We start from the raw sequence: 20,466 nt of genomic DNA, 5'->3' as shown, positions 1-20,466 counted from the left end.
TTGGTATTGGCATTGGGATGGAGCCTTGCTGCTTGTAGTGGAAAACAAACATCTCAGGAAACTACTAATAATAACGATAAAAATAAAAATGAGATAAATGCGAAGAAAAAAGATGTTTTACCTATCTCTGATCCTAATGATTGGAGAATTATTCTTGTAAATAGAGACCATATGTTATCAAAGGAACTAGGAATTGAATTAACAAGTATCACCCAAAATGCTAAGCCAAATATGAAAATAGATAGTAGAATTGCAACTTCCTATCAGGATATGGTAGCAGCTGCAAAAAAAGAGGGAATCAATCTTTATTTAAGATCAGGTTATCGAGCTATAAAATTACAACAAACGTATTATGATGCTTCAGTTAAAAGCTATAAATCTCAAGGTTTGTCGGATAAAGAGGCTAGTGCTAAGGCATTGGAATATCTTCAGTATCCTGGCGCAAGTGAACATCATACTGGATTAGCATTAGACATTATTTCAGTTGAATGGCAGAATACTGTAGAAGATTTAAATGCAAAATTTGAAACTACCGATGCATTCAAATGGTTAGATAAGAATGCTGCAGAGTATGGATTTATTCTCCGCTATCCGAAAGATAAAGAGAATATTACTGGCATTAAGTATGAGCCATGGCACTATCGTTATGTAGGAAAAGAAGTTGCTGTTTATCTAAAAGAAAAAGGGTTAACTTTAGAAGAATATAGCGAAAAAATTAAGTCTGGCAAGTAAAAATATGCTTTAATTCTATTAAACATTATGCACTGCCACAGGAAAAGGTGGATCTGAGGATGTGTTAACCTTCCGCCTAGTATTGTAAAAACTGTGTATGATAATTTGAGTACGTATGAACCAGTAATCGTGTGGAACGATGTATGTATCAAGAAATTAAATTTATAAAAGAAGCAGTGAAAAAGGATCTGATATTCATATCAGATCCTTTTTCATTCGCAACATAGAATACTTGCTTAACTAGGTCTTAAAGACTGTCTGCTTTTCAGGTACTACAATAGTAACCTCGCTTTTTTATTTTGGATGTTCGTTTTTCTTAGCTTGATAGACATGTGGAGATAGCTCAAACAATGCGATTAGCAGTGTTTTTTGTTAGCATGATTTGTGCACTGGATGTTTACTATTGCTTTCAGTTCAACAATAAAGAATTCCGCAATAGATGACAGAACGTATATTTGGTATAATGGGAATATACTACGTAAAATAATGCACATGTGTTATAAAATTTATGTAAAGAGGTAAGGACTACATAACAATAACTAAATGTAAAAGTTCTAGTACATATAGGATTCAGTTCATGTTAAGCAAATTCGTTATGAGAAAGGAAAAGATGTAATGAATCAAATTTCATTTGAAGATTTATTTGAAGACGAAAAAGAAAATAAACAAGAAAAGGTAGAGGTAGCCGAGATACCTGAACCTTTATCACCATTGCAAAAAGATATATTAGAATTAATGAATGCCGAAGAAATAAGTGCACTGGAGCTATGCGAACAATTAATACGAGCTGGTAAAATATCAGATGAAAGATTCACAACGAATAAGCCAAAAGCATATGGACAAGTATGCTTACTATTAGAAGGTTTTGTGACGGAAGGGAAGCTTACTTTTATCAAGAATGATGAGAAAAGAGATAGGGTATATAAAGTGAAACTTTAATCAGCGGGGGGCATCCCCCACTGATTATTATCCCGCACCAATCGGGCGTTAATGCGGGATAAAATGAAAGAAGAAGTTTCTAACATATAAGTTGTACAGGGTATAGTAAAGAAATAAGAATGAAGCATCATTAAGCATGTAAAGAAAAGTTAAAGTTATGTAGGGACTAGGTTTAAATGGCCTAGTCCTTTATATAAGTGGGAAATGTAAAAAATATTTTTTATTCGGCTTTTTCTTCGCGCTGTCATGTTATCTTTTAATAAAGCAATAAATGAAACTAAAACTTAATCATGTGAGGTTAGTTATAAATGATAAAGAAATTTACTAGAGTAATATTAACTGCAGTTATGCCAATCGGTCTTTTTACCGGTTGTGGGACTACTGAAAAAACTGAAGTACAAGAGCCGAAAGCGGTACAAACGGAGCAAAAGGACTATATGGATTACTCATATGGTAGCGCGGGTATATTAGTAAGCGGAAAAGCGAAAGAACGTCAACAGTACGAAATTGGGTATATTGACGATAATATGTTAATTGGAATTAATGAAAACATTGAGGACTGTATTACATTAGACAATAAAGATGAAGCAGGTTACATTTGGAAACAAATAGAGCGCGGATCTATTATTGAAGTGCAATACGGTAAGGACCGCAACGACATCGTAGGCGTACAATTAGTAGGAGATCGTGAGCCATACGAAATTAGTGACAAGCTAGATCGAAATACGATAAACGAGATTGTTGGAAAAGTTAAAGGTAATTTGTAATAGATGTATTTCGCTAGTATATGATCTATTATCATGAAATGGCGAATCGCATACATAGAATTTGGAATCAACGGCATTTTTAATATAAAAATGCCGTTGATTTATGTTAAAAAGTAAATGCTATTTTTTCCGGCTATTTGTGGGGCCCGTAAACGCCCGATTGGTGTAGGCTAATAATCAGCGGGGGGATGAGCAAAACCCTCACTGATCAAAGTTTCACTTTATAGCCTTGTAGAAAAACACGTATTAAAAAATACACAAATGAATTATTCTTCTTTTAGTTTTGATGATCGTCGTAAGGTCATTGCCCAGAATAAAAGAGCACAAGCACTAACGGATGCACCTAATATACAAACTCCGTTCCATCCGTAGCTTGCATAAATGTTTGTGGAAAGAATGGCACCTGTAGCACTGCCGATAGAATAGAAAATCATATAACTAGCAGTGAGCCGACTTCTTGCTTCAGGACGCACTGTGAAAAGTATACTTTGGTTCGTGACATGTACAGCTTGCACAGCTAAATCTAAAAGGATAACGCCGGTAACAAGTAGGAATAGAGAATGGTTCATTAATTTAATGAGGAGCCATGAAAGTAATAATAAGGATAAGGCTATGCCAGTAGTTCTTTCTCTGAATCCGCGATCAGCAAGTTGTCCGGCCTTAGTGGCAGCTAATGCACCAGCAACTCCAGCAAGACCAAATGCTCCGATAGCTGTATGTGATAGATTATATGGTGCAGCACTTAAAGGTAAAACTAATGAAGTCCATAAAATACTGAATGAAGTGAAAATGAGCAATGCTAATATTCCGCGAATGCGTAAGAGGCGCTCTTCTACAAATAATAAGAGAACGGAATGTAATAATTTACGATAGGTCATAGCTGTTTTTTTATGTTCAAGATTAGGTAAATTACGATATAACAAACCAATTACGAAGAGCATAAGTACAGCAGAGGTAAGATAAACGGAACGCCATCCAGCTAGATCTGTTAATGTTCCGGCAAATGTACGTGCAAGTAGAATTCCTATTACGACACCACTCGTGACGAAACCTACTATTCGCCCACGGTCTTTTGGATTAGCTAAAATGGATGCGTAAGCAACGAGTGTCTGCGTAACAGTTGCAAGAATTCCGACTAAGGCCATACCTATAAAAAGTACGGTACTTGAAGGAGCGACTCCGATCACAATTAAAGCGAAAACGGATAAAAGCATTTGAACAATAATAAGTCTTTTTTGGTTTAATAAATCACCAAGTGGAACTAATAAAAGTAATCCGAGTGCATAACAAACTTGAGTAATAGTAATAACGACACCAATAGTTGAATGGTTGATCTTAAACTCATTGGATAAAGAATCAAGTAGAGGGTGAGCGAAGTATATATTCGCCACAGCCATCCCACAAGCTATTGAAAATAATAGAATTATATAGCGGGGCATGATTGTATTGATAGGGAGTTGAAACTGATCATTATTCTGAGTAAGAGCAGTTGTCATTTTTTCTTTAGCATCCATAATATCATCTCCTTTTGTCTTTGAAATAATGTACCGAACGGTATGTTATTTCTTAAATAAAATATAATCAGGGATAAGTTAATATGTCAAATGAATTGTAAAGTGATTTCAGTTTTTTTGACATATTATTTATAATTTAATACGATATATAATATACTGATTGGTACATAAAAACGTGATTTGTAATTTAGAAAACAGGTGAAAAAAGAGGAGGGGTTAAATGGCTCGACTACGCGAATTTGATAAAGAAAAAGCTTTGGATGCTGCTATGCAACTTTTTTGGGAGAAAGGATACGCTGCTACTTCATTAAGTGATCTAACTGCTAAAATGGAAATACAAAGACCGAGTTTATATGCGGCATTTGGTGATAAAGAAGGGCTGTTTGAAGCTGCATTACGGAGATACATAAATATACATGCGACCAGCATTCGAACAAAACTTCAAAAAGAACGATCTGTAAAAGAGGCCATTCGTACATTTTTTGAAAATATGGTGGAAGAGGAATATAAAAGAGAATCAAATAAAGGCTGTTTTTGTATTAACACAATGGTTGAGCTTTCTCCTCATAATGAAAAATTTGAAGTGTTGACTAGAGAACATCAAATGTACCTTGCAATTATATTTCAAGAATTAATCGCCAAAGGTATTCAGTCTGGAGAACTGCAAAGTGATGTGAATGCTAAAGCATTGGCGCAAACGCTAGTCACTTCATTAATTGGATTAACAGTGTTAATGAAATCTCGCCCAGAACGTTCAGTTGTAGATAATACGGTATGTATCATATTATCGTTACTAAAATAAATATTTCAATCAACTATGTCGATTATAGACACTCTTATTTATAAACTTTCAACCTTAAGCACTGAATTGTCTATGAAGGCAACAAGTGCTTTTTGTTTTCGGGTAAATATGAGCAGGTGAATCATAATGGTTGTCTGCAATGTATGAAGATTGTTGGAGACATTTGTAATTAGATATCAGATAAGAGGGGAATGAAAACACTATATAAGCCCCTTCAAAGCCCCTCATAAGCACCTACCAAGTAATAAATCATTAAGAAAAAACAAAAACAAAAACAACTACAAGAACAACTACAAGAACAAAACAAGTGCGAAAAAATAAAACCGGCGTAGTAGTAGTAAAAAAAATTGGAAATCGAATGCCAAAACCGTTTACTCATTCCTATATTTATATTGAAGGATTGGAATTTTCCTTTTTACTAGTAAAGAGCGGGAGGGAAACTGATGGCAGTGTACCGTAATGTGCAGGTGAACTTTTGGCAAGATGAATTCATTTTAGATTTAACGCCAGAAGAGCGTTATTTTTACATATATTTGTTAACTGGTACGAAGACGAAGCAATGTGGTATTTACATATTACCGAAGCGTTTGGCAGAGCTTGAGACTGGTTACAGTATGGAGACTGTTGAGAAGTTATTGAACCGGTTTGTGGAATACGGGAAGATTTTATATGATGCGGAAACGAAAGAGTTATTCATTATGAATTGGCTACACTATAATCCTATTTTTAATGCGAACATAGAGAAATGTGTATTACGTGAGCTGAAAATGGTGAAAAGTAAAGAGTTCCTACATAAGTTTTTGCGTAAGTGTCTTGAAGAAGAATGCAAGATTCCATTATTACTTCAGTATTTTGGTATGCCAGAGGAAGAGGTTAGTAGTAATTCACAACAAGGGATTATTCAAGAGAATGAAGAGGCAGAAGAGGTAGAAATAGAAATAGTAGAGGATGCCACTCCGCAAAGTGAAGTCTACAAATTTTACGAACAAAATATAAGTAGTCTAACTCCATATATCGTGAAGGAATTAAAGGAATGGATGCAAAGGATTTCAGGAGATAGAGTACTAGAGGCACTTAAAATTGCGTTTGAAAATAATAAGGGAACGTTCGCTTATGTAAAGGCGATTTTGAGGAATTGGTGTAAGAAAGGACGAGTAAAATTCAGTAAAGGAAAGGACGTAGTGCGTACGAGAGCGGTATTCAGTTTGTATGATCCATAGTATGAGAGAGCAAGGATTTTTTCTTTTCTAAAAGGTTCTTTCACGATAGAAGCGAATAGTTTGAGAAAGGAGGGGTTATATGGATATGGAAGTCGTCATAAAGAAGAAACGAATTAGGGGTAAGAGAATTTTTATTTGGTCTAGTAGTATCGTTCTTTTGTTAGTTATTTGTGCTGCGATTTTTTTGAACTTGTATACGCTTAGATCTATGCCGAAGATAGATGGAACGATAAGTCTCGATGATTTACAACATGCTGTTACGGTGAAGCGGGATGGTAAAGGTGTACCGCATATTAAAGCGGAAAATGCGCATGATTTATATTTCTCGCAAGGGTATGTACAAGCGCAAGATCGTTTGTTCCAAATGGATTTAAGTAGAAGGCAAGCTTCTGGAATGTTAAGTGAGGTTGTTGGGGAAGCAGCTGTTGATAGGGATAAGTTGTTTCGAACGCTCGGTTTACGGCGAGCGGCAGAAGCGTCTGTTAGTCAATATGATGGGGAAGCGAAATACGCTTTGCAGTCATTTGCTGATGGAGTGAACGCTTTTATACGCGAGGCGAAACAGGAAAAAATATTGCCGGTTGAGTTTACTTTACTAGGCTATGAGCCTGCTGAATGGTCAATTGTGGATTCTTTAACGATTGGAAAGTATATGGCGTTTGATTTGGGCGGACATTGGCACGGGCAGGCATTTCGATATTGGGCGCTGAAAAACCTACCGAAAGAGCAAGCAAATGAGCTATTTCCTACATATCCGAAAGATGCGCCTAGATTGCTAGCTGAACTGAAAAATACAAATGTGAATGTAGCACAAAGTTTTGCAAAAACGGTAATTCCGCCTGAGTTTAATGGTAGTAATAATTGGGTTATAAGCGGTGAGAAGAGTGCGTCTGGTAAGCCGATTTTAGCGGATGATCCTCATTTATCTCTTGCGACGCCTTCTATTTGGTATCAATCACAACTTGAAATGAAAGATTTACATGTGAGTGGCGTTATTTTTGCGGGAGTGCCAGGTGTTATATTAGGTCATAATGACAAAATAGCATGGGGCGTTACGAATACAGGTCCTGATGTGCAAGATTTATATATTGAGAAGAAAAATCCTAATAATGAAAATGAATTTTTGTATAACGATAAGTGGGAAAAAGCTACAGTTGTTGATGAATCTATTAAAGTAAAAGGCGGGAAAACAATTCCTTATAACGTGACTGTTACGAGGCATGGTCCAGTCATTTCAGAGTTTGCGGATAAAGGGAAAGAGAAAACGAAAACAGTATTCGCTTTGAAATGGACTGCTTTGGAGCCTTCCGCTGAATTAAAGGCTGTACTAAATATGAATAAAGCGAAAAATTGGGATGAGTTTGAAACTGCACTTCAAGACTTTCATACACCAACTCAAAACTTTGTATTTGCATCAAACGACGGCACAATTGCTTATAAAGCGAATGGAAATATACCAGTGCGTAAAAAAGGTGATGGTAGTTTGCCAGTGCCAGGATGGACAGATGAATATGAATGGGAAGGTTATATCCCGTTTGATCAGCTTCCAAAAGTAATAAATCCAAAACAAGGGTTTATTTCAACTGCAAATAATAAGATTGTTGATGATAATTATCCATACCATATTAGTAATACGTGGGCGCAACCATATAGACAAATGCGTATTCAAGAGTTTTTACAAGAGAAGGAAAAATATACGGTGAAAGATTTAGAAGATTTACAGATGGATCAAAAAAATTTATACGGGAAAGAATTTGCTCCTATATTTTTAAAGGAGTTAAATAAAGCATCTTTAAATGAAGTAGAGAAAGAAGGCGTAAAACAATTAACAAAGTGGAATTATTACGATAGTAAAGATGAAGCGGCACCGTTAATATACCATTTGTTAATGAAAGAAATTTCGAATACGTTATTTTCAAAAGAAATACCGAAAGATGTGATGGAGTTATTTGAAGGGAAGTCACAAGTTGTTGATGAATTGATTCGAAAACAAGTAGCAGGAGAAAATAGCGCTTGGTTTACGAAGTACGGAGGTTTCACGAAAGTTGTGCATACATCGTACGAGAATGTAATGAAGAAATTACAGAAGGAATATGGACCCGATGTTGCAGAGTGGAAGTGGGGCGATTACCATCAACTTGCTTTTACGCATCCAATTTCGAAATCATCTAGTATGTTAGCATTACTTGCATTTAATCGTGAGAAAGCAGTTCCGATAGGCGGAAGTCAAGTTACCGTTCAAGCAGCGAGTTACGGAGATAACGGTATTGTAAATCATGGTGCTTCTTGGAGATTTGTTATTGATACGAAAGATATGTCAAACGGTTATCATATAGTAGGACCGGGGCAGTCGGGACATTTTAGAAGCGATTGGTATCATGATCAAATAGATGATTGGGTCAATGGAGATTATCATAAGACTACTTTAAATACAGACGGAATTGAAGGAAAAGTATTAACTTTAAAGCCGCGATAATGTTAGAAGAGACTTTTACTATATGTAAGGGTCTCTTTTGAAATTTTCCCTACTATTTTTAGGAGGCTGATATGAATAAATAATGAATGAGGTTGAACAGTATTTCTTTTAATAAAAATTCCACTTCATATATTTCTGGAATATATGTGTAATGTTGTATAAAATAATTAATAATGCCAAAAATTACAGGGAGGAAAGTTATGAAGAAAAATAAGAGTTTAGTAAGTATTTTAGGAGTGTGTATCATGTTGTTTTCTTTTTGTTTCCAAGGAAAGGTACAGGCGGATGTAAATACTGTTCAATCTGGAAAAATAAAATCAGGAAACGTAACGGTATGGGAAGTAGGCAATGTAGCGAAAGTGTTAGCAGATGTGGAGCGTTTGAATTTAAATACGGTGAATGTACCGATCCAAGTTGATATTCCGAATGTGAATTCTGCTAATATGGTAATTAATCAGGCGCAAAAGAAACAAGCTATTATTTTAATTCAAGAATTATTAAAGCGTAATATTCAAGTTATAGTGGAGCCGTTCCCGTTTATTCAGCAAGGAAATATTGGAGAGACGGAATGGAACCCGAGTAATATTAACGATTTCTTCTGGAATTGGAAAACGGTTGTTTTACAAGATATTTTTGATTCCATTACTAGTAAATACAATGTGTATGGACTCAAGATTGCTTCTAATTTCGTGAATATGGAATATGCAGAAGGATACTGGAGCGATACAATTGATTTTGTTCGTAAACAGTATAAAGGAAATGTTTTGTATCAAATGAACTGGTGGTTAACTGCAAGCTTTGATCCATCTTATGAAGCGAAGTTTCTGGAAAAAATAAATCGCCCGTATTTAAAAAAGGTGGACATCGTAAGTATTGATAGTTGGTTTGAAGTTTCAGGAAAAAGAAATCCATCGTACGAAGAAGTAAAACAAAGTTTATTTGCGACGACAGTATATAATCGTGGCCAAAATGTCGTGCAGCAACTTGAGAAATTACATAAAACAACAGGAAAGCCAGTGTATTTTGGTGGATTTAACGTTCCAGCACGTGAACTTGGACTGCAAAATCCGTGGAACCCAGATGTTACGAATGTGTTTTCAAAAGATGTACAACTTAACGGGTGGCGTGCTTACCGTGATGTATTAGAACCGAAGCCGTATTTTAAAGGGTTTTCAATATGGTTTATTGGCTCAAATGATAGTAATCATTCATATCAAATACATAGTAAAGAAGCAGAGGCAGTTATTAATGGATGGTATCGAAAATAATTTTTATAAAATAGGTAAGTTTTAGAATCTATTACATATATTTTAGTGAAAGGCCTTTCACCATCTTATCACCTAGGGGGCAATCATAATGAAATTTTTGTCTTACCTTACAGTAATATTGGTGATTCTTGGCGGTTTGAATTGGTTGTTTGTGGCGTTAGATTACAATGTAGTTGAGAAATGGTTTGGTTCTATGCCGGCGCTTGTGGACACTATTTATTGGCTCTTTGGTCTTTCTGCTATTTATCAAATTTTTGATCGGTTCTTTACGAACAATTAGCTATTATTCTTTTATTATTAGAGTGTTAAGTACGATTATGTACTTAACACTTTTTTGTATGTTTATATATAGTATGCACGTGCAAGCGATTCCATTGCGTCTTGCACCGTAATAATAGAAAACAAATTGACCGTGTCTTGTATTGTGAGGTATAATTCAGAAAGTTTAAAAATTAATAAAAATGAGAAATAAGGAGGTCATCTGGGTGATGGAGAGAGTGTATAATTTTTCAGCTGGACCATCTATACTCCCTTTGCCAGTTTTAGAGAAAGTGCAAAAGGAGCTTGTAAATTATAACGGGACAGGCATGTCTATTATGGAAATGAGTCATCGATCTTCTTATTTTCAAAGTATTATAGAGGAAGCGAGTAGCTTGCTTCGTGAATTAATGAACATTCCTGATGAGTATGAAGTTTTATTTTTACAAGGTGGTGCGTCATTACAATTTTCTATGATACCGTTAAATTTAATGAGTGCGTATAAAAAAGCTGGGTACGTACTGACAGGTTCATGGTCTAAAAAGGCGCTGCAAGAAGCTGAAAAAGTTGGAGAAGTGCAAGTGATTGCTTCTTCTGAAAAAGAGAAGTTTACTACAATTCCTAAACTGGATGGTTTACTAGGCGATGAAAAACTAGATTATGTACATATAACAACGAACAATACAATTGAGGGGACGAAATATGTGGACATTCCACATGTAGATAAAGTACCGCTCGTTGCGGATATGTCCTCAAATATTTTATCAGAACAATATGATGTTTCGAAGTTTGGTCTTATATATGCGGGAGCGCAAAAGAATTTAGGGCCAGCGGGCTTAACGATTGCAATTATAAAAAGAGATTTAATTGGAGGAGCAGATCGCTCTTGTCCTACGATGTTAAACTATGAAACTTACAGCAAAAATAACTCCTTATATAATACACCGCCGTCCTTTAGTATTTACGTAACAAAACTTGTATTAGAGTGGCTGAAAGAGCAAGGCGGGATATCTGCGATTGAAGAACAGAATAGAATGAAATCTTCACTTCTTTACAATTTCTTAGATGAATCAAAATTGTTTACTTCACCAGTTGATCCTACATATCGATCACTTATGAATATTCCGTTTACAACACCGTCAGAAGAGCTGAACAATCAATTTTTACAAAATGCAAAAGAACGTGGTTTCGTTACGCTAAAAGGACATCGCTCAGTCGGTGGTATGCGCGCTAGTATTTACAATGCGATGCCAGTACACGGTGTACAGCAATTAGTAAATTATATGAAGGAATTTGAGCTTGAGAATAGATAGGGAGATGGGGATATGTTTCGTGTTCAAACGTTAAATCAAATTGCGGAAAAGGGTTTGCAAATTTTTGATGGAAATCGGTATGAAATTGGAGACAAAATAGGTCATCCAGATGGTATTTTACTTCGAAGCTATTCTTTACATCAAGAAGCGTTTTCAGAAGATTTAAAGGCAATTGCAAGAGCTGGTGCCGGTGTAAATAATATTCCTGTTGAGCGTTGTACAGAAAAAGGGATTGTAGTATTTAATACGCCAGGGGCTAATGCTAATGCAGTGAAGGAACTTATTATCGCAAGTCTTATTATGTCTTCCCGTAATATTATAAACGGAGTGAGCTGGACGAAAGAGTTGGATGGAGAAGAAGTACCACAGCTTGTTGAAGCTGGGAAGAAGCAATTCGTTGGATCAGAGATTGCGGGGAAACGTTTAGGTGTTATCGGTCTTGGTGCAATCGGTGCTTTAGTTGCGAACGATGCGTTAGCTTTAGGGATGGATGTTGTCGGATACGATCCGTATATATCTGTTGAAACAGCATGGCGTCTTTCTACACATGTGCAAAGAGCATTTAGTTTAGATGAAATTTTTACAACTTGTGATTATATTACACTGCATATTCCACTTACGAACCAAACGAAAGGGATTGTTGGTGAACACGCTATAGAGACGATGAAAAAAGGAATGCGTCTATTCAATTTCTCAAGAGGAGAACTTGTAGATGAAAATGCTCTTCAAAAAGCGTTAGAAGAAGATATTATTACACATTACGTAACAGATTTCCCGAATGAAAATGTAATAAAGATGAAAAATGTAACAGCGACGCCTCATCTTGGTGCATCTACGTCTGAGTCTGAAGAAAATTGTGCAGTAATGGCAGCTCGTCAATTACGTGAATATTTAGAGACAGGAAATATTCGTAATTCAGTAAACTATCCAAACGTAGAACTTCCGTATATCGGAAAGAAACGTATTACAATAATGCATCAAAACGTTCCGAACATGGTAGGACAAATTACAGGATGCTTAGCAGAACATCATATTAATATTGCCGATATGATTAATCGTAGTAAACATTCTTGGGCATACACAATGATTGATATTGATAACGGAATTGATGATATAATAAAAGAGAATATTGTGGAAAATATAAGCAAAATTACAGGTGTTGTAGCCGTTCGAATGATTGTGTAAAGGAGAGAGAAACTTGGCAAAAATCCGACCGTTTCGGGCCATTCGTCCAGTAGAAGAAAAAGCAGTAGAAGTTGCAGCTTTACCGTATGACGTATTAAATAGTGAAGAGGCAAGAGAAGTTGTAAAAGGGAATCCATATTCTTTTTTACATGTCGATAAAGCAGAAATCGATTTAGATCCGGCACTTTCACCGTACGATGATCGCGTATATGAAAAAGCGGGTGAAAATTTAAAGCAATTTATACAAGAAGAAGTGTTCATTCAAGATGAAGAGCCAGCACTATACATTTATGAACTGACGATGCAAGGAAGAACGCAGTCAGGCCTGGTTGTTTGTACATCAATTGATGAGTATGAGGATGATACAATTAAAAAACATGAGCGAACGCGTCATGAGAAAGAACAAGATCGTATTCGCCACGTAGATGTGTGTGACGCAAATACGGGACCTATCTTTTTAACGTATCGTACAAAAGAAGAAGTGAAACGCTTAATTGCAAGCTGGAAAGAAGAACATGCGCCTATTTATAAATTTACGGGAGAAGACGGAGTCGAGCATGTTGCATGGAAGATTGAAGATGAAGATGTGATTGCGAAATTAGTAGCAGCATTTGAAGAGATTCCTAATCTATATATTGCGGATGGACATCACCGCTCAGCATCAGCGGCAAAAGTTGGTCTAATGCGGAGAGAACAATATCCGCATTACACAGGAGAAGAGGAATTTAATTTCTTCTTATCTGTTTTATTCCCTCATGATGAACTTTCTATTTGGGACTATAACCGAGTTGTGAAAGATTTAAATGGCCTATCAGAAGAACAGTTTTTAAAACAAATTGCACAATACTTTTATGTAGAAGAAGCAGGGATTTCTCCATATAAACCAAATGAGCCAAAAACATTTGGTATGTATGTAAACGAGAAGTGGTATAAGATCACAGTGAAAGAGGAAACGTTTGATGCGAATGATCTCGTTAAAGGTTTAGATGTATCTATCCTGCAAGATCATTTATTAAGCCAAGTACTTGAAATACATGATCCGCGCTCTGATTCACGCATTGATTTTGTCGGAGGAATCCGCGGATTAGAAGAACTAGAACGCCTTGTAAATAGCGGTGAATATAAAGCAGCATTCGCATTATATCCGACATCAATGGAAGCTTTATTAGCAATTGCTGACGCTGGAGAAGTAATGCCGCCAAAATCAACGTGGTTTGAACCGAAACTACGTAGCGGGTTGTTTGTTCATTCGTTAAAGTAAAGTGAAACTTTAATCAGTGGGGGTTTTGTCCATCCCCACTGATTATTAGTTGAACCAATCGGGCATTTACGGGTAGTTATCTCCCACCTAGGTTTCTCGCATTCGGGAGTCTTACTGACCGTTAATGCGGGATAAATATAGACTTCTATAGTTTAGAAAAACCGAAATGATTTTTAGTTTCGGTTTTTCTTATATAACAAAGGGAACAGGAGTTTAGTTAATTGTGAACTGTTTTTTGAGGAGGGGTATCGATGAAATTGCAAGTAGGCGAAAAAATCACCTTTGAGCGAACTTTTACAAAAGAAGATGTTGTTTTATTTACAGAAGTATCTAAGGATGAGGGAATTCATCATGTTACACCGGATGAGCAAGGGAGATTTGTTGTACAAGGGCTGTTAACATCAACACTGCCCACAAAAATTGGCGGTGATCATAATGTATTAGCTCGTAAGATGGATTTTGAATTTTTACGCCCTGTTTTTAGCGGGGATACGATTCGTTGTGATGTAATTATTGAACAATTTGAACCCGATGAAAAAAATCGTACAAAGATTATTGCGATGTTTACATGTATGAATCAACTTGAAAAAGAAGTATTGAAGGGGAGTTTTTCAGGGATTATTCTTTAAATTAGTAGGAGAAGGAACCAAATGGATGTAATAAATAAGTGGGGGTGAAAAACCCCCACTTATTTATAGTTTCACTTTATTCCACACCACTTTCTAAAATACGGAAAGATCCATTTTCACAATCAATTTCTGCCATCGCACCGTAAGGTAAAATAAACTTTGGTTCGGTATGGCCAAAATTTAAATTATAAAGAATCGGCAAATCTTCTAAATTATGCTCCTTCATAACTTTCAGTATTTCGTGCTTATATTCTTCATAATATGTTTCGTCTTTTGGTTTACCAAAGATGATACCCTTTGTTTTTTGCAGAATGCCTTGCGCTGCATAATTCCGCAACCAATACTTTATATAACTTGGTTCTGGATGATCTTCAGATGTTTCAAAGAAAAGGATACTATTCTCCCAATGTTTTTTCTCAGGCCAAAGTTCCGTTCCTTTTGCAAATTCCAGTACTTCAATGCAACCACCAATTAAGCGCCCTTGTATAGTGGTAGAGCCTTGAAGTAGCTCATATCCATTGTTTTGCTGCATTGTACGCCGTTTATTCTTATTCATCTCTATCCATTCTAAACGCTCACTCGTCCATTCAAGAGATGGTTGAATCTCGCCAATAGTTTCATTTGAAAAGAGAGTCCGATTTACCATTTCAATTGTATATGAATCCATCGCTACATTTTCGGCAAAATCGGTTAAAATTGCTGGACCGTAAAAAGAGGAAATTCCTGCTTTATGACAAAACAAGTGCGAAACGGTATCGTCAGAGTACCCCATAAAGATTTTCGGATTTTCACGTATCACATTAAAATCAATATAAGGTAGTAAACGGATGCTATCTTCGCCACCAATATTCGTAATAATTGCTTTAACACGCGTATCTTTAAATGCTGTCATTAAATCTTCCGCACGAGCTTGTGGATTTTTATAAAGGTATTCACTACCTTTTAAACTATTTGGCATTGAGATAACTTTAAGACCGAATACTTCTTCTAATCTCTTTACTCCTTGCTCATAACGCCATCTTAGCTTAGAATCACCCGCTCCTCCCCATGAAGCGCTTACTGTTGCTACAATATCTCCTGCCTGTAATCTTTTTGGTTTTATTAACATATGAATTCCGCCCCTACATAATGTAATGAACTACGATTATACAAACCGTAGAATTGAAGAACATTGTATATGACATTAGTTTCTCCATCATCAACAAATACACCTGCTGTCATTTAAGAATCTAGCATCAGTGTTGGATATAGGAATAATCTACACTGCCTTTTTTATTTAACTTTATATGAAAGTCACAAGTGTAAGAATCGTATACTTTATATTTGAATATTACAGTATATAACATCGCGTGAGAAAAGTGGTTGTTATTTTTATGACCTGTAACTATATTGATTACAGGTTGATCGTAGCCAATCAAACAAATAAAATCATCATGAATGGAGATGTTTCATAATGGGTATGAAAAAAATAATTTTAGCAGGTGCTTTAGGTATCGCAGCATTATCAGGAACGAATTTACCAGGATTAGAAGTAACAAAAGCGAGTGCAGCTTCTATTGAATCGAATTTCTCGACGTTAGAAGGACGAGTAATAGAAGTAGATAATGGTGTGATTGTAGTAAAATCTAAGCAATACGAAGAACCTGTTAGTGTATATATGGATTCACTTTCAAACGTGAAAGTAGGAGATGAAGTAAAAGCTACTGGATCTATGATGCGTAATTTTACAGAATATATGGTTGCAACTGCAGTTGAGAATACAACAAACAAGTTAGGTATGCACATGAAAGAAGATGGCTCACCTGATTATGTGATTGGAGAAGTATCAAAAGTAGGAACGATGGAAGATGAGGGAGACAGTGCTACTAAATATGTCGTTGTTCAGTATCCATCAGTAAATGGAAAGAAATCTATTATTGAAGTGTACCTTACAAAGGGACAAGTATTTAATACGGGTGAGAAAGTGAAAATTGATATGAAGTATGTGGGCTGGGGTGGAAGTTCTATTAACTGGAACACAACGGATCATATCGAAAAGGTTTATGAGGTAAAGAGCAACGTTGAAAATAATGATGATGTTTGGATTTGGTCTTAATAAGGCGAGTATAAGTCGTTATTTGCAATTTACTCTAAACAATAAATGTAAAAACTAAATGTATCATGCAGTACCCATTAAATTATCATGTGTATGACAATTTGATGGGTATTTTTTATTTTGTGTTTTTTTGAGAATAAGGGATTTCCGATTAGAATATGATGTTTAAATCGGAGCGAATTTAAAAAATCCAATAATGAAAGAGGTGTTTACATATGGAGCGAGATGAGAATTATTTACGAGCTAAAAAAAGAGTGGAGAATTTACAAGCATTTTACATTCATTTAACGGTCTATATACTAGTGAACTTAATGCTTTTTTTCATAAATATAAGCTCTGATTCAAGTAAATTATGGTTTTTATATCCACTTGGAGGTTGGGGGATCGGTATCGTTATACACGGTTTGACAACTTTTCCATTTGGGATATTCGGAAAAGAGTGGGAAGAACGAAAGATTAAAGAATATATGGAGAAAGATAAGTAAACCCATTTTGATCATTCTATTTTCAAAATAATACTGAGGATGGGGCTTCCGTTTAGAAAAATAGGATATAAAGCAGCAAGGTGTTACGCTTGTAGTAAAGACCTTACGGAGGATTTTCATTCATTTAAAAAAACAAAGATGTGAAGTCTCTTCTATGACTTCGCATCTTTGTTTTTTTCTGTTTAGAAGGATTAATGAGCCATTCTCGTATTCACATAAGCGGCGAATATAACATGTCCAATGATAATAACAGGAGAAATATTCTTGTAAACGAGGTAATAGTGATAGAGAAGCGAAGGGATTCATCGCTACACCTCTAAAATAAATTCATGTACATTCTATAAATCTTTGAGCTCTTTTAGAAAGTTTCCGATCTTTCAGCCATATAATCGATGATTCAGACTCATAAGGGAAATCTATTAAATCTACTATTTTTATAAATTCTTGTGGGATATGAGATACAGCGCTTTTCGGCAAGATAGAGGCGCCGATTCCAGTCATGATAAGCATAAGAATAAATGCTGAGTCAGGACATTCACATGCTACATTTAACTTTATACCAAGGTGTTTGCATTCATCGATGACGAGCTGATGATAGCTGTTTTCTTTATCTTTATGTAAAAGTAAAAGGGGAATATGACTTAACTCGGTTAGAGGGATTGGAAGGTGTGAATGATATAGTTCCCATTTAGCAGGCATGACTAATACGAAAGGTTCTTTTGATAAACAAATACTAGAAAAAATATCTTTATTAAAGGGTGTACGTAAGATAGCGAGTTCGATATACCGATTTTCTAATTGCTCTATTAAGTATAAAGGGCCACCTTCCCATATTTTTAAGTTCACATTTGGATAGTTATCTTGAAAATAGCGGATTTTTTCAGAGAGAAAAGGAATGCAAGAATGAAATGCTCCAATAGATAGTTTGCCCCTTAGCCCTTCACCGGTATCTTTAATTTCCGTAATAGTTTCTTCTAATTGATGAATAATGTTTTTGGCTTTCGTATATAAAATTTTACCTTCTTCAGTCAAATGCATATTTCGACCATTTCTTTCAAATAAGTTTACTGATAATTCTTGTTCTAGTAGCGATAGTTGTCTACTTAGAGGTGGCTGTGCCATATGAAGTCGGTGGGCAGCACGGGTAAGCTGTTTTTCCTCAGCGATTACAATAAAGTAACGAAGTTTTCTTATATCCATGTCAAAGTCCCTTTCTATACCATTTTTGTATACAAAAACAACCTAATAGATAGTTTTCATATAATCTCCCACATGATATCATAAACAAAAAGTTTTAAAAATAGAAAATTCTAAAAATTTAAAAATTTCATTCGATAGATTAATAATTTGAAAATAGATTGTATCGTTTTGAGGGGGGATTTTTATGAAAGTTTCGTTATTTATTACTTGTTTATCAGATATGTTTTTTCCTCAAGTAGGTAAGAGTGTCGTAGAAATTATGAATCAATGTGGAGTGGAACTAGATTTCCCTGAAGGACAGACTTGTTGCGGGCAACCAGCTTACAATAGCGGATATCAAGAAGAAGCAAAACTAGCAGCAAAGCAAATGATCAAAGCATTTGAACATAGTGAATATATTGTGACTCCTTCAGGTTCTTGTGCTAGCATGGTTCATCATTATTATAAAGAGATGTTTAAAGATGATAGTGAATGGTATGAAAAAGCGGTTCATTTAGCGGATAGAACGTATGAGTTGACGGATTTTTTAGTGAATGTACTTGGAAAAAATGATTTGAAATCTAAGCTAGTTGAGAAAGCGGTTTTCCATCAATCTTGTCATATGAGTCGGGCGCTTGGGATAAAAGAGGAACCACTTAAGTTATTATCGCAAGTAGAAGGTTTAGACGTAAAAGAATTACCATATTGCCAAGATTGCTGCGGGTTTGGTGGTACTTTTGCAGTAAAAATGAGCTCGATCTCTGAAACGATGGTTGATGAAAAAATAAAACATATTGAGGCGACAGAAGCCAATCTCTTAATTGGAGCAGATATGGGATGTCTTATGAATATTGGAGGAAGATTGCGCAGGGAAAATAAAAATATTCAAGTGTTACATGTAGCAGAAGTACTGGCGAAGGGGCTGAATAAATGAGTGTGGCGAGGGAACAAGTTTTTTTGAAAAGAGTAGATAAAGCGTTGCACGATCCGCAGATGAGAAGCGCGGTTCCGTTTACACAAGATAGGCTTCGGATGGGACGGGAACAAGCTACACAGGAATTAGGGAATATTGAAGAATGGCGCGAGGCAGCATCTGAAATTCGGATGCATACAATTGAAAATTTAGATAGTTATTTGGAACAATTAGCTACTAATGTTCGAAAAAATGGGGGGCATGTTCATTTTGCTTTCAAAGCAGAAGATGCCGTATCGTATGTTTCTGAAATCGCAAGAAAAAAAGGAGCGAAATCAGTAATTAAGTCAAAGTCCATGGTTTCAGAAGAAATACACCTTAATAAAAAATTAGAAGAGATAGGGGTAAAAGTAGTAGAGTCTGATCTTGGGGAGTACATTATTCAACTAGCTGGAGAAGCTCCATCTCATTTAATCGCCCCAGCCATTCATAAGACGAAGGAACAAGTAGCAGAGCTTTTTTCTAAGGAAGCAGGAAGAAAGATCCCAGTTGATACGAATCAATTACTGCAATTTGCTAGGGAGCAATTGCGTAAAGAGTTTTTAGAAGCTGATATTGGTATTTCTGGTTGTAACTTTGCGGTAGCGGAATCTGGATCAGTTGTTCTTATAAGTAATGAGGGAAATGCTCGTCTTACTACGACATTGCCAAAAGTTCATATTGCTATTATGGGGATGGAACGCCTTGTTCCCACATGGAAAGATCTTGATGTAGTCGTTTCAATGTTAACAAGAAGTGCTACAGGCCAAAAGATTACATCTTATGTAACTGGAATTAATGGAGCGCGTTTACATGAAGATATGGATGGACCTGAAGAATTTCATTTAATTATTCTAGATAATGGCCGTTCTGATATTTTAGGAACTGCTTATGAAGAAGTATTAAAGTGTATAAGGTGCGGAGCTTGTGTAAATGTTTGTCCTGTGTATCGTAATATTGGGGGCCATGCTTATGGAAGTGTTTATAGCGGGCCAATTGGGGCAGTACTAGCGCCTTTATTAGAAGGATATGAAGAATTAAAAGAATTACCTTTTGCATCAAGTTTGTGCGGAGCATGTACAGATGTTTGCCCCGTGAAAATTCCATTACATGACCTTCTCATTGAACACCGTAAAGATGTGGTGGAACAAGGGTTTATAACGAAATTTGAGCAACTGGCCTTTAAAGGTTTCACGTTTATGGCGAGTCATCCATTCGTTTATGAGAAAGCTATTAAAATGGCACACACAGGTTTATCAATATTTGCAAAAGATGGTTATATTGCGAATGGTCCAGGCCCATTAAAAGGGTGGACAGAAAGTAGAGATTTTCCAAAACCTGCGAAACAATCATTCCGTGATTGGTGGAAAAAAGAAATGAGGGATTCATAA

The 20,466-nt window shown here is 35.9% G+C and carries 19 protein-coding genes; 16 read left to right on the top strand and 3 right to left on the bottom strand.

The genetic code is table 11. The annotated features are described in order from the left end of the window. The 3 genes from ACP6L7_RS12755 to ACP6L7_RS12745 all read left to right on the top strand — a co-directional run bounded on the left by ACP6L7_RS12755 (window position 1) and on the right by ACP6L7_RS12745 (window position 2,438). The gene (locus ACP6L7_RS12755) at window positions 1–732 is read left to right on the top strand and encodes a M15 family metallopeptidase (protein WP_097830331.1); all 732 of its coding nucleotides are present in this window, start codon (window positions 1–3) and stop codon (window positions 730–732) included. 615 nt (window positions 733–1,347) lie between these two features. Next, window positions 1,348–1,671, top strand: a complete 324-nt coding sequence (locus tag ACP6L7_RS12750; protein WP_097830330.1) for a DUF3895 domain-containing protein — start codon at window positions 1,348–1,350, stop codon at window positions 1,669–1,671. Window positions 1,672–1,979: 308 nt separating this feature from the next. After that, entirely contained in the window at window positions 1,980–2,438 is a 459-nt protein-coding gene (locus ACP6L7_RS12745) for a hypothetical protein (RefSeq protein WP_097830329.1), read from the top strand. A 266-nt stretch (window positions 2,439–2,704) separates the two neighbouring features. Here ACP6L7_RS12745 and ACP6L7_RS12740 read toward each other — a convergent pair whose 3' ends face one another. Then, window positions 2,705–3,952 carry an MFS transporter gene (locus ACP6L7_RS12740; protein ID WP_097830328.1) on the bottom strand — a complete coding sequence of 416 codons (1,248 nt, stop codon included), beginning with the start codon at window positions 3,950–3,952 and terminating at the stop codon, window positions 2,705–2,707. 220 nt (window positions 3,953–4,172) lie between these two features. Between ACP6L7_RS12740 and ACP6L7_RS12735 the strand changes: the two genes are divergently transcribed. The 9 genes from ACP6L7_RS12735 to ACP6L7_RS12695 all read left to right on the top strand — a co-directional run bounded on the left by ACP6L7_RS12735 (window position 4,173) and on the right by ACP6L7_RS12695 (window position 14,364). Continuing rightward, window positions 4,173–4,754, top strand: a complete 582-nt coding sequence (locus ACP6L7_RS12735; RefSeq protein ID WP_097830327.1) for a TetR/AcrR family transcriptional regulator — start codon at window positions 4,173–4,175, stop codon at window positions 4,752–4,754. Between the two features lie 443 nt (window positions 4,755–5,197). Further along, the gene (locus ACP6L7_RS12730; RefSeq protein WP_098361770.1) at window positions 5,198–5,974 is read left to right on the top strand and encodes a DnaD domain-containing protein; all 777 of its coding nucleotides are present in this window, start codon (window positions 5,198–5,200) and stop codon (window positions 5,972–5,974) included. An 85-nt stretch (window positions 5,975–6,059) separates the two neighbouring features. Continuing rightward, window positions 6,060–8,450, top strand: coding sequence for a penicillin acylase family protein (locus ACP6L7_RS12725; protein WP_097830349.1), 2,391 nt, complete (start codon window positions 6,060–6,062; stop codon window positions 8,448–8,450). Between the two features lie 200 nt (window positions 8,451–8,650). After that, complete coding sequence (locus ACP6L7_RS12720) at window positions 8,651–9,718, top strand: glycoside hydrolase family 113 (RefSeq protein WP_097830325.1); 1,068 nt, start codon at window positions 8,651–8,653, stop codon at window positions 9,716–9,718. An 88-nt stretch (window positions 9,719–9,806) separates the two neighbouring features. Then, the gene (locus tag ACP6L7_RS12715; RefSeq protein ID WP_000670802.1) at window positions 9,807–9,998 is read left to right on the top strand and encodes a DUF378 domain-containing protein; all 192 of its coding nucleotides are present in this window, start codon (window positions 9,807–9,809) and stop codon (window positions 9,996–9,998) included. Between the two features lie 208 nt (window positions 9,999–10,206). Continuing rightward, on the top strand, window positions 10,207–11,289 hold the full coding sequence (gene serC, locus ACP6L7_RS12710; protein WP_097830348.1) for a 3-phosphoserine/phosphohydroxythreonine transaminase: 1,083 nt from the start codon (window positions 10,207–10,209) through the stop codon (window positions 11,287–11,289). Window positions 11,290–11,301: 12 nt separating this feature from the next. Next, window positions 11,302–12,474 carry a 3-phosphoglycerate dehydrogenase family protein gene (locus ACP6L7_RS12705; RefSeq protein WP_097830324.1) on the top strand — a complete coding sequence of 391 codons (1,173 nt, stop codon included), beginning with the start codon at window positions 11,302–11,304 and terminating at the stop codon, window positions 12,472–12,474. 13 nt (window positions 12,475–12,487) lie between these two features. Beyond that, window positions 12,488–13,735, top strand: a complete 1,248-nt coding sequence (locus ACP6L7_RS12700; RefSeq protein ID WP_097830323.1) for a DUF1015 domain-containing protein — start codon at window positions 12,488–12,490, stop codon at window positions 13,733–13,735. Between the two features lie 251 nt (window positions 13,736–13,986). After that, window positions 13,987–14,364 (top strand): hotdog family protein, encoded by a 378-nt coding sequence (locus ACP6L7_RS12695; protein ID WP_097830322.1) that lies wholly within the window; start codon window positions 13,987–13,989, stop codon window positions 14,362–14,364. Between the two features lie 76 nt (window positions 14,365–14,440). Here the strand turns inward: ACP6L7_RS12695 and ACP6L7_RS12690 are convergent, their stop codons facing one another. Further along, window positions 14,441–15,472 (bottom strand): S66 family peptidase, encoded by a 1,032-nt coding sequence (locus ACP6L7_RS12690; protein ID WP_097830321.1) that lies wholly within the window; start codon window positions 15,470–15,472, stop codon window positions 14,441–14,443. A 345-nt stretch (window positions 15,473–15,817) separates the two neighbouring features. Between ACP6L7_RS12690 and ACP6L7_RS12685 the strand changes: the two genes are divergently transcribed. Beyond that, on the top strand, window positions 15,818–16,459 hold the full coding sequence (locus ACP6L7_RS12685; protein WP_097830320.1) for an ATP F0F1 synthase subunit alpha: 642 nt from the start codon (window positions 15,818–15,820) through the stop codon (window positions 16,457–16,459). 215 nt (window positions 16,460–16,674) lie between these two features. Beyond that, window positions 16,675–16,944 carry a 2TM domain-containing protein gene (locus ACP6L7_RS12680; RefSeq protein WP_097830319.1) on the top strand — a complete coding sequence of 90 codons (270 nt, stop codon included), beginning with the start codon at window positions 16,675–16,677 and terminating at the stop codon, window positions 16,942–16,944. Window positions 16,945–17,271: 327 nt separating this feature from the next. Here ACP6L7_RS12680 and ACP6L7_RS12675 read toward each other — a convergent pair whose 3' ends face one another. Further along, window positions 17,272–18,144, bottom strand: coding sequence for a LysR family transcriptional regulator (locus ACP6L7_RS12675; RefSeq protein WP_097830318.1), 873 nt, complete (start codon window positions 18,142–18,144; stop codon window positions 17,272–17,274). 184 nt (window positions 18,145–18,328) lie between these two features. Here ACP6L7_RS12675 and ACP6L7_RS12670 point away from each other — a divergent pair, with 184 nt between their 5' ends. Together ACP6L7_RS12670 and ACP6L7_RS12665 are read left to right on the top strand one after the other, a co-directional pair. Then, window positions 18,329–19,057 (top strand): (Fe-S)-binding protein, encoded by a 729-nt coding sequence (locus ACP6L7_RS12670; protein ID WP_097830317.1) that lies wholly within the window; start codon window positions 18,329–18,331, stop codon window positions 19,055–19,057. After that, window positions 19,054–20,466 carry a LutB/LldF family L-lactate oxidation iron-sulfur protein gene (locus ACP6L7_RS12665; protein ID WP_097830316.1) on the top strand — a complete coding sequence of 471 codons (1,413 nt, stop codon included), beginning with the start codon at window positions 19,054–19,056 and terminating at the stop codon, window positions 20,464–20,466. Before ACP6L7_RS12670 ends, ACP6L7_RS12665 begins: the two co-directional genes overlap by 4 nt.

This window comes from Bacillus silvicola (assembly GCF_050524305.1).
In the GTDB taxonomy this organism is placed as follows: domain Bacteria; phylum Bacillota; class Bacilli; order Bacillales; family Bacillaceae_G; genus Bacillus_A; species Bacillus_A cereus_AT.
Note: the sequence above shows the minus strand (reverse complement) of the source record. Positions and strands in the feature narration are given on the sequence as shown.